General features: G+C 61.7%; 6 protein-coding genes. 1 reads left to right on the top strand and 5 read right to left on the bottom strand.

What is annotated here, in order from left to right; genetic code table 11:
- The coding region (locus LB558_RS25995; RefSeq protein WP_224700169.1) for a beta strand repeat-containing protein at positions 1-4,259 on the bottom strand (4,259 nt) is incomplete at its 3' end.
- 323 nt (positions 4,260-4,582) lie between these two features.
- Between LB558_RS25995 and LB558_RS25990 the strand changes: the two genes are divergently transcribed.
- Positions 4,583-5,512 (top strand): transglutaminase-like cysteine peptidase, encoded by a 930-nt coding sequence (locus LB558_RS25990; protein WP_224700168.1) that lies wholly within the window; start codon positions 4,583-4,585, stop codon positions 5,510-5,512.
- A 23-nt stretch (positions 5,513-5,535) separates the two neighbouring features.
- Here LB558_RS25990 and LB558_RS25985 read toward each other — a convergent pair whose 3' ends face one another.
- From LB558_RS25985 to LB558_RS25970, 4 genes are read right to left on the bottom strand one after another with little or no spacing between them, the layout of a single operon-like run.
- Positions 5,536-6,177: a ribbon-helix-helix domain-containing protein gene (locus tag LB558_RS25985; protein ID WP_224700167.1), complete on the bottom strand. Its 642-nt coding sequence runs from the start codon at positions 6,175-6,177 to the stop codon at positions 5,536-5,538.
- A complete protein-coding gene (locus LB558_RS25980) occupies positions 6,167-7,456 on the bottom strand; it encodes an HlyD family type I secretion periplasmic adaptor subunit (RefSeq protein WP_224700166.1) in 1,290 nt (429 codons plus the stop codon). Before LB558_RS25980 ends, LB558_RS25985 begins: the two co-directional genes overlap by 11 nt.
- A gap of 42 nt (positions 7,457-7,498) precedes the next feature.
- Positions 7,499-9,631 (bottom strand): type I secretion system permease/ATPase, encoded by a 2,133-nt coding sequence (locus LB558_RS25975; protein WP_224700165.1) that lies wholly within the window; start codon positions 9,629-9,631, stop codon positions 7,499-7,501.
- A 39-nt stretch (positions 9,632-9,670) separates the two neighbouring features.
- Positions 9,671-11,119, bottom strand: coding sequence for a TolC family protein (locus tag LB558_RS25970; protein WP_224700164.1), 1,449 nt, complete (start codon positions 11,117-11,119; stop codon positions 9,671-9,673).
- Positions 11,120-11,179: the final 60 nt, after the last annotated feature.

Here is an 11,179-nt window from a genome sequence, read left to right as displayed (position 1 = left end):
GCATTCCCGATCGTGTCGGCGTCCTGCGTCGTCAGCAGCACTGCCGCATCGCTCCCCGCGACAATCGCCACCGATGGACCGTCATCGTTGAAGGTAACGGTCAGCGTGCCTGGTGCCGTCGAGCCGTCGGCATCGGTGATCACATAGCCGAGATCAACCGTCGCATTGTTTTCATCGTTCGGGCCCTGTGCCTGCAGCACATTGTCGACCAGCGTCACCGTGTAGGCGCCGGTTGCCGGGTCGGTCACATGCACCGTGAACAGGACGCCGCGCGGACCTGTCGCCGTCAGCGTGTCGTTGCCGGCGTCCCAGCTGTAGGTCACGTTCTCCTGGCCGACCGTGCCGTTGGTGCCATTCAGCGTCGCGAAAGAGAAGCCGTTGGCGCCGGCGCCGTCGCCGCCGAGGCTGCCGCCGAGCGTGCCGTTGTAGGTCGCTTCGCTGGCACTGGTCGGAACCTCGCCTACATTGGCGTCGATGTCACCCGTGGTGCTCGCCGCATTGCCGCCGGCCAGTCCGTCGTCATCGACCGTGGCAGCAGCCGTGCCGCTCGTCGGCGAATTGGCGTCCGTCACGACGAAGCTTATACCGGCCGTCGACGTGTCGCCGTCGCCGTCCGTTACGGTATAGATTGCAGAAGCCGCACCCGTGCCAAAGACCGAATTGTCGGCGGTGAACGAGTAGTGACCGTCGGCCATGACCTTGATCAAGCCATCGCCGATGTCGATTGGCTGCGAGTAACCGTCGCCGCCGAAGACCAGGGCGGTAGCGCCGATATGCGTCACCGTGGCGCCGTCGGCGCCGGCGACGAAGTCCAAAGTGCCAGTGATCGTCGCGCCTTCGGCAACGTTCTGCGAAGCCTCGGCGGAAGCCGTCGGCACGTCGTCGGACACGGTCACGTTGACGGTGCCGGTTGCCTGGTCGCCGTCCGTATCGGTGGCGACCACGCCGACATGGCCCAGATTGACCAGGTCGTCGGCGTTGATGCCGGGATGTGCGTCGTAATTGTTGTTCAGCGTCGCCGTCACGGTCGCCGCGTTGTTGGCAACCGACAGATCCAGCGTCACCACCGTCACGGCGCCGTCCTTGCCGACGACCTGGGTGTCTGAGACCCTGGTCCAAGTCAGGTTCGCGGTGTTCAAGCCCGTCAAATCGGTGCCGAAGGCGATCGAGGCGATCGCGTCCGATCCCGGCGTGAAGGTGATCGCGTTCGAGGCGAAGTCCGGGCCGGCCGGTGTCGAGCCGTCGCTCAGGTTCTGGTCGTCAAGCGCCAGCGTGATCGGAGCGCCCGCAACCGGGCCTGCGCCGTCGGTGATCGTAAAGGCGATATTGGCCATCGAAGTATCGTGGTCGCCGTCCGTCACGGTATAGGTCGCGTTGACCGCCACCGGGCCGGAGCTGTTGTCGACCGAGGCATCCGGCGTGAACGAATAGGAACCGTCCGCCTTCACCTGGATGGTGCCGGCGCCGATGTCGATCGACTGCGAGTAGCCCGTGCCGGCATCGAAGATCAGCGGCGTGCCGTTGACATGAGTCACCGTCGCGCCGTCGGCGCCGGCGACGAAGTCGAGTGTTCCCGTAAGCGCCGGGGCACCTTCCGCGATCGACTGCGAGGCTTCATCATGCGCCGTCGGCACGTCGTCGGACACCGTCACGTTGACGGTGCCGGTTGCCTGGTCGCCGTCCGTATCGGTGGCGACCACGCCGACATGGCCCAGATTGACCAGGTCGTCGGCGTTGATGCCGGGATGTGCGTCGTAATTGTTGTTCAGCGTCGCCGTCACGGTCGCCGCGTTGTTGGCAACCGACAGATCCAGCGTCACCACCGTCACGGCGCCGTCCTTGCCGACGACCTGGGTGTCTGAGACCCTGGTCCAAGTCAGGTTCGCGGTGTTCAAGCCCGTCAAATCGGTGCCGAAGGCGATCGAGGCGATCGCGTCCGATCCCGGCGTGAAGGTGATCGCGTTCGAGGCGAAGTCCGGGCCGGCCGGTGTCGAGCCGTCGCTCAGGTTCTGGTCATCAAGCGCCAGCGTGATCGGAGCGCCGGCAACCGGGCCTGCGCCGTCGGTGATCGTAAAGGCGATGTTGGCCGTCGAAGTATCGTGGTCGCCGTCCGTCACGGTATAGGTCGCGTTGACCGCTACCGGACCGGAGCTGTTGTCGACCGAGGCATCCGGCGTGAACGTGTAGGACCCGTCCGCCTTCACCTGGATGCTGCCCGCGCCGATGTCGATCGACTGCGAGTAGCCCGTGCCGTCATTGAAGATCAGCAGCGTGCCGTTGACATGCGTCACCGTCGCGCCGTCGGCGCCGGCGACGAAGTCCAGCGTTCCCGTCAGCGCCGGGGCACCTTCCGCAACCGCCTGCGTTGCCTCATCATGGGCTGTCGGCACGTCGTCCACGATCTTGACGGAGAGCGTGGCGTTGGCGCTCTGCAGATCCTGGTCGGTCAGCGTGACGGTGAAGTTCTCGAACAGGTTATTGGTGCCCTGAATGGTATCATGCGCCTCGTTGTCGACCAGCGTGTAGGTGTAGTTCACCTGGCCGGTGGCGGCATTGTAACCCGTCACGTTGAGTGTGTTGCCGAGCGCGGTGGTGAACGAGCCCGCGGTGAACACGCCGTCGGTAATGAAGGCGTTGCCCTCGATCGCCAGCGAGTGGATGCCGTCGGGAGAGGAGATGGTGAAGGTGCCGGCGCCGATTTCCGCCGTGCTTGCCGGATCGGAGCCAGGTCCGCCCGGCGTGCCGACATTCAATGCCGCTTCGTTGACGATGACGTCGCCGCCATTGGCCTCCGGCGTCAGGTCGGTGATCACAGGCGTGGAGTTGCCGATCGAAATCGTCAGCGTGGTGTGCGAGGTGTCGCCGTCGCCATCCTTGATCGTGTAGGTGAAGACGTCGTTGACGCCTCCGGGCGTGCCGGCAGAGCGCACATAGCTGTAGGAGCCGTCCGACTGGAGCGTCAGCTTGCCGTAAGTGCCCTGGATCTCGACGCCGAGCGTGGCTGCATTGTCGACATCGGCATTGGTGTTGCCGGCCTGGACGCCCACCACCGTCGCCCCGTCGGCGCCTTGGGTGTCGGCAACGCCGTCCGTGGTGTTGGCGTCGACCGCATCCGTACCGCCGACAAGCACATTGCCTGTGGCGGGGCCAAACTGGCCGGCGGCGATACTGTCAGTGTCGGCAACAGCCGTCGGCACATCGTCGACGATGGCGACGGCAAAGGTCGTGCTGGCCGAATCGCCGTCAACATCCGTGACAGTGATGCTGAAATTGTCCGGGACGGTGTCGTTGTTGGGATCATAGCCGGCTGTCTGATCGGTATGAGCGACCGATTCGGTCACCGTGTAATTGTATTCGATGGCACCGGTGCTCGGATTGTAGGAGACGATCGTCAGGAAGCCGTACTGCCCCGGGATCTCCTGGCCGACGGCGGTGACGGTAACGCCGTTGATGACGATCGACCCGATTCCATCCGGCGCGTCGATGCTGATCGTCCCAGTGCCGGACGTTTCCGAATGGCTCGGTGCGTCGCTGCCCGGCGATTGTGTCGGGCCGCCATCAAGGCCGGTTTCACTGGCCGCTTCGCTCGGGGCAAGCAATGACGTGGCCGTCACTGTAACTTGCCTGTCGACGATCGAGGGGAACAGTTCGCGCCTGTCCAATTGTTCAAACTGCAGAGCCGTCGGCGGCAGCAGTGCCGACAGGTCGAACCCGTCGCCGATGCCGCCGGGGGGAACCGAGAAATCTCCGCCTGCGCTTGAATTCGAACCGCCCGGGCCGGCCGAGATGGAGCCGTCGGTGCCGAAGGCGACATCGACATGGCTTGCCTCGAGTGCTGCCAGCAAGGCAACGCGGGGCACCTCGACGTCGCCGATGATGAAGGTCGGCACGTTCAGGGCGCCGTCCTTGATCACGATCACCGAGCCGTCGGCCTGTTCAAGCACAAGGTGGTGGCCGTCGACCTTGATGTTGTCGATGGAGGCGTTGGCCGGAAGCCTTACCACATGGCTGGCGTCCGCCACATATTCGTGCGGCGCAGCTGCCGGCGGTGCCTTTGCTTCCGCGGGGGCTTCTGGCTTGACAGGCGCTCCGCCGACATCGACTGGCACCGGTTCGGACGCTGCCGGCGCGGGCTGCTGTGTCGAACTTGCCTGGGCGACCCGGATCTCCGCCGGCGATGTCTGATCGCCGTGTCCATTGGACGCAGAATGCTCGTTCAAGGAACCCGAAAAGCTGTCCAACTCGATATTGTTCGTCATGACTGAAACCCCTCCGATATTTACCGAATAGAGACAGCGGCCACTTCTACTTTGCAACTACCCTCTAATCTATTTCATATATTATGATATGCATTGCTCGGCATTTTTTACACGTGGTAAACCGCAACAATATAACCTGGTATATGCGGGATTCTGACGGCCTCCCTGACGGAGGACTGGCCGAGATCTTTTGGCAAATCAAAGTATAAGTTTGAATAAAATTTTAAATAAAATGGATAGAGACAGTTGCTGGATCTTTATCCACCTTCCTTTCCAATAATTTGAGACAAGATTGGTAGCGTCCACAGTCAAAGGTGGGCGTTATGAAAAAGCAAAAATCAGTTCCGGGAAAAACCCGGATCCAAGTGCTCCTGCTGGCAATCGGGCTTGTCGGCCTGGCGGGGCCGTCATTCGCGGGCGATATCGCCGCACCCGGCAGGCCTCAGGAGAAGGTCCAGACCCCGCCCTGTCTCGGCGGTGTTTCGCTGGTGAGGCCTCAGCCCTGGCAGCCCGCGGGCGCTTACCGGATCGGTATGGTCACCGGCAGCTATGGCCCAGATATTGGCCGCGGGGATGGCTCGTCAACGGCGCGAGATGACGCCGGGATAGATCCGGTGCAGACCGCGTCGATTATTCCGGGGGTATTCGGATCGGTTGCCTTGTCCATGCGCAATTTTCCCGTCGCGGCGCGCTGGGCGCCCGTCTACCGGGCAATCACCGCCTGCTCGGCAGGCAGCGCCTGCGAGCACAAGAGCGCGGCTTTTGCCGGCATGATCGCCGCCGCTCAAGGCAAGGGGTTCAGCGAGAAGCTGTCCTTCGTCAACAGCAGCGTAAATCGCCTGATCGCCTACAGGAAAGACAGCGTCGTCTACGGCAAGCTCGACTATTGGGCGAAGCCTTCGGAGATTCTCGAGCGGCGAGCCGGCGATTGCGAAGATTTTGCCATCCTCAAGATGACGGCCTTGCTGAGGGCCGGCATTCCGACGCAGAGCATGGCGCTTGTCGTCCTCCAGGATCGCAAACGAGGCTTCTTTCACGCAGTGCTCTCGGTAAGCACAGGCAGCGGCACCTTCATTCTCGACAGCCTCAGCAACACTGTCGTGCGTGACAGCGATCTCCCGGATTACGTTCCGCTCTATTCGTTCAGCACGGACCGGGCCTGGATCCACGGCTCAAGACCGGGCGGAGCCCAGATGGCCGATATCAAGGGCGGTTTCGCAACCGTCGCACCCGGCGAAGGTTTTCAGCCGTAAGTTCTCGTTGGATTGGTGGTGATTCAGCCGCCGAAGACGAACGCCATCAGCAGCTCCGGCTCGAGCACCGGAGCCCGCACCGCGTTCAACTGACCCCGGTATCGACGGTCACCGGCGCCGATGACAAAGCCGGTGGCCACCGGCGATTCGCCATTGGCCTCGAGCCGCGTGAAGATGTCGGCCACATTGAGATCCAACGCCAGCTTGAGGTCGTGCCGTGCGTCATCGCTTGGGGCGATCGGCAATTGACGTTTGACCAGTTGCTGGAACGGCGCGTTGAACGACAGGATCTTCTTCGACGAAGCCAGGGCAAAGGCCGGAGACGGGCAAGCGACCAGTATGGCGTTGATGGTGTTGATCGATGCAAGCCTTCGCAAGGTCAGGTTTTCGTCCCCCAATCCACGCATGCAGGCCACCCGGATCGCGGATGTCAAATTGCCTGTCTGGGGCTGGCTTTCGGCGATCTCGTCGATGAGCATGCCGATCGTGCACTTCCTGCTTTCGGCCATCTGCTTCAGCGACATCCAGAATGCCCGCTCCAAACGGATGCCGCGCCGTATGCCGCCGCGCGCCACAACCCGAAATTCCAACCCGAAATCCGCGGCGGCGACTGGCGGAAGCAGCCCTTCGCGATCGGAATGATGAGGGCTGGCGCTACCGCTCACTCATCGCCTCCTCACGCGCCTTGTTGATCGGCTTCAGGAGGTAGTGCAGGATCGTCTTGCGCCCGGTCTTGATATCGACCGAGCAGATCATTCCAGGAATGATCGAATAGGCCTTGCCGTCTCTTTGAAGCGTCGATTTGTCGGTCGCCACACGCACCTGATAATAGGGTTCCCCCGTTTTCTGGTCGACCAGGCTGTCGGCTGTGATGTTTGAGACCTTGCCCTCGATGCCGCCGAAGATCGAGAAATCATAGGCGGTGACCTTGATAAGCGCTTCCTGGTCGGGGCGGATGAACGCGACATCCCGCGGCGAGACCCGTGCCTCCACCAGCAACGTTTCGGAGGTCGGCACGATGCCGGCCACGACGGCGCCAGGCTGGACGAAAGCGCCGACCGTGTTGAGCTCCAGCGTGTTGACGATGCCGTCCACGGGAGAACGGATATCGGTGCGCGCGACCTTGTCGGTGGCTCCCCTTATGGTCTCATCCACCACCGAAAGTTCCGCCAGCGCCTGGGTAAGGTCGTCCAACGCCTCCTGCTGCAGTTGCAGGCCGAGTTCCTCGACCTGAAGCTGGGCTTCGGTGATCGACGATCTGATCTTCTTTATCGTTTCGCCTGCAAGGTTCAGCTGGCCGTTGAGTTCGGTCTGTTCGCGCTCTACCCGGAGTTGCTCGGTCCTTGCCATCAGGCCTTTCTTGACCATCGCGTCGACCAGTTTTGCCTCCTGGTCGCTGACGACCAGGTTCTTTGTAAGACGGTCGGAATTGGCCTCCGCCTCGGCCAGCTCCTTCTCGCGCTGATCGAGGCGTGACTTGAGCACGGACAGCTTGTTGTCGAAGTTCCCGCGCCGGGCGATGAGCAGCTTCTGTTCATTGTCGCAGATTTGCGGAGCGACCGACTGAATGTCCTGAGGGCACGGAAATGGACCCGAGAGATTGCCGGCCTGTTCGTATTTCAGCCTTGCTATGCGCACTTCCAGCGCGCGCGCCTTGGCCTGCTGCTCGCCCAGACTGGACGTGTTGAGCGTATTGTCCAGGCGAATGATGAGATCGTTCTTCTTGACGACCTGGCCGATCGTCACGGCGATTTCCTGAACGACACCGGCTTCACTCGCCTGAATGATCTGGGTCTTGGAAGCGGGTATGACCTTGCCATCGCCGCGTGCGATCTCATCGACTTCGGCAAAGGACGCCCAGGCGACAAAAACCACGAAGAGCGCTCCGATGATGAATATGGACGCCGACGCAAACAGCGGCGGTCGATCTTCCCTGGCAAGCATTTCCCACGCCCCAACGCATTGGATGCAGCAATAATTGTTTTGTCAGGCGCTTGTTTTCTGCAACGCCTGTATGACTTGGTCCTTCGGTCCGTCGGCAACGATCTTGCCCCGCTCGATAACGATCAGGCGGTCGGCCAGTTCAAGCATGCTGAACCGATGTGTGGAGACGATCAGCGTGGTGTCGCGGTCAAAGGCGACTTTGAGCTGCTTGATCAGCTGGCGTTCCGATGCGAGATCCATCGAGCCCGATGGTTCATCCAGAAAGACTATTTTCGGTTTGGTCAAAAGCAGGCGTGCGATTGCCACCGTCTGCCTCTGGCCGCCGGAAAGATTGGTGCCGCGCTCGCCGACATTCATGTCGTAGCCGCGCGGGTGGCGTGAGACGAAATCGTCGACACCGGCCGCCTTTGCCGCTTCGATGATCTGTTCGTCTGAAGCCTCGGGGCATGCCATCAGGAGGTTTTCCTTGATGGTGCCCGAGAACAGGTCGCCGGCCTGCGCAACGATGCCGACCGCGGCGCGAACCTCGGACGGGTGATACTGGCGAATATCGATCCCATCCAGCAGCAACTCACCGGAAGTCGGCAGGAAGAGCCGGCCGATCAGCCGCCCCATCGTCGTCTTTCCCGATCCTATGCGGCCGATGATGCCGATCCGCTCACCCGGCTTGACCGAGAAATTCAGGCCGGTCAAAACCTCATTTTCGGAGCCGGGATAGACAAACCCGACATTCCTGAACACCATCGCCCCCTTGCGAATGGGGCGGTTGACGAAACCCACCGTGTCAGGTCGATCTTCCGGTTGAGCCATGATCGAGTTCACCATTCTCAGCGAGAGCATGGCCTGGCGGAACCGGGACAACGTTATGGCGATCTGGCCGAGCGGCGCCACGGCCCTGCTCGCCAGCATCACCGTTCCTATGATTGCTCCTGTCGAAACATGCCCTTCCGAGAAGGCATAGGCGCCGGCCACGACCAGGGCGACGGTCACCAGCTGTTGTATGGACTGGGTGATGTTGCCCGCCGCCGCCGAAAGCTGCTTGATCTTCTCGGACGTGTTGGCGGCGTTCTTGGAGTGCTCCCCCCATTTTCGCAGCAGATACGCCTCGGCGCGCAGCGACTTGATCGTCTCCAGCGTCGAAATCGATTCGACCAGCAGGGCCTGGCGCTGAGACGCTTCGTTCATCGAGGCGGCGACGCGCTTGCCGATGCGGCGCTGGGTGACCAGGCCGACGATGACGGACATCACGAAGGCCAGCGCTGGTATGATCACCAGCCAGTCGCCTATTGCATAGATCACAAGGAGAAAGACGAAGACGAATGCGGTGTCGATGAACACGCTTATGGTGTTGGAGGTGAAGAACTCCCTGACGAATTCATATTGCGTGACCCTGTTTGCGTATTCACCGGTCGAGCCGGGACGCGCCGACAGCGACGAGTTCAGCACTTTTTCGAACAGGAGATAGGATATCCGGAGATCCGCCTTGCGGCCGGCATAGTCGATGAGGGAAGCCCTGGCCGTCTTCAAAAGCAGGTCGAACAGGATGACCGCACCGATGCCGAGAGCCAGGACCCACAGGGTCGATATTGCCTTGTTCGGCAGGATCCTGTCGTAGACGTTCATGGTGAAGATCGGCGAGGCTATGGCCAGCAGATTGATGAACACCGCCGCCAGGACGACTTTCGAATAGGTGCGCCAGAAAGCGCCCATCGTCCCCGTAAGCCAATGTCTCCGCTCGATCCTGGCCGCCGAGCCGACCGACATGGTCTCGGCGGCATTGGCATAGGTGATCGAGAAGGAAGCGCCGCCGCTGATGTAGCTGGCGGCCAGTTCCGATCTGCCGATCGTGGTGCGGCCGTCTTCCTGGGGCGCGGTGATATAAGCATCGTCTTCGCCTAGAGCGAGCAGGGCAACGGGCAATTGGCTGACGCGAAAGACGATTGCGGGCAGGTCGATACGCCCCCTAAGAAAATCGCGGTGGTTGAACTCGGTGACTTCCAGGCCGATGCGTTCGGCAAGGTGCCTGATGTCGTCGACCGCAATTCGCGTGTCCGAGAGCGGCACGCCGGCAAACAGCACGGTCTCCGCGCTCGGCCTGCCGAGATATCCGGCAACGGCTGAGAAGCAGGCCTTGAACGCCTCCTTGGGGGAGAGGATGTTGGGTTGCTGGTTCACGATCTGCCCGTCAGGACGCTCGCTGGACCTTGCGTCGTCTTATTTCTTCCTCACCGGGGCGAGAATATCGAATGGCAGGTCGTTCTTCTGCTCCGATGGCGTCCGCGCATAGGTTTCAGTGTCTGCGGTTTCCGGTGCCGCAAACTCGGTTCGCGCATAGGCCGTCGCTTGTTTCGCCGGCTGAAGGTTCATCGTTTTCAGCAATTGTCCGGTCGCGGCCAGAAGCCGATACTGGGCAAACAGCGATGCGTAGGACGCGGTATCCGCCAGCGTTGCCGTGTTGAACCGCGTATTCTGCGCATCCAGCACGTCGAGCAGCGAGCGCTGTCCGACCTTGAACTGCTCGCGATAGGAACCGACCAGCTTCTCATTGGCGGCGGCTTGCTGCCTCAGGGTCTTTGCCAGATCGGCTTGCCGGAAACGGCGATCCCATGACGTGCGAACGGCTTCCTCGATTTCGCGCTGCACCTGGTGCAGCGCCAGGCGCTGTTCGCTGGTGCGGCGGATCTGCTCCTGCTCGTTGGCCTTGTCGATACCACCGCGGTAGAGATTCCAGCGCAGGACCACACGCGCCTGCAGGTCGGTGGTGTCGCCATCGTCGCCGTCAATGTCAGTTCCCGCCCGGGCGCGACCTTCAGCGATGATGGAGGGGCCAAATTTTGCCCGTGCGGCATCCACGAGGGAAGCCGCCGCGTCGATGTCGCTGTTGGCCATGTGCACGCGCGGGTTGCTTTCCCGTGCCAACCCTATTGCCTCGTCAAGCGATCGCGGGAGTGCGGCCGAGACATCGCCCGGCCTCGAAGGGCTGGTCAGTGGCTTTCCGACGGTCTTGAAGAAGCGGATCTTGGCCGCTTCCAGTTCCTCGGTCGCCTCCTGCATGCGCGCCTTGGCGGCAAACAGCCGTTCCTCGGCCTGTTGCCGGTCGGCCTCGTTCAGCGCGCCGCCCGAGATGCCTTGCCGGATGTCGCCGAGAATTCCCTGGTGGAAGCCGAGATTCTTCTTCGCTTCGACAACGATCGAAGCCTGCAGCATGTACTCCAGGTAATCCTGGACAACGGACAGCCCGATGAATTCGGACCGCTCCAGCACCCGGAATGAAGCGCCGTCGACACGCGATGCCTGACGGTTCAATTCGGCCCGCCTTGCGCCGCTGTCATAAAGCGTCTGCGAAACTGTAAGATCCGTTTCAGCCGGATAGAGCGCGTCGTCTTCGATGGAAAGTGAGCGCCGGGATGGATTGTCGAGCCGGCGAACGCCGGCCGATGCCTCAACATCAACACTGGGAAGATAGAGGCCCTTGGCCTGCCGCAGCTCGAACTCGATTGCTTCGCGGTTTTCGATTGCCTGTCCAATCTCGGGATTGGATTCCACCGCGACAGCCATCGCCTCCTTGAGCGTGAGCGCGTGAGCACTCCCGCAGGTCAGCATGGTGGCCGCCATCAAAAGACCAAGGCGCCTGCCTATGGTCGACATATTTGTCGTATTCATTAATCCCACCCTAACGTTTCCCCAGCGTCCTTTCAGAGCGCTAACCAAGCCAAGGCCTGC

Origin of the sequence: Mesorhizobium sp. CO1-1-8, from assembly GCF_020164875.1 — a bacterium.
Lineage (GTDB): Bacteria > Pseudomonadota > Alphaproteobacteria > Rhizobiales > Rhizobiaceae > Mesorhizobium.
This window is presented reverse-complemented; position numbering and strand designations above follow the sequence as displayed.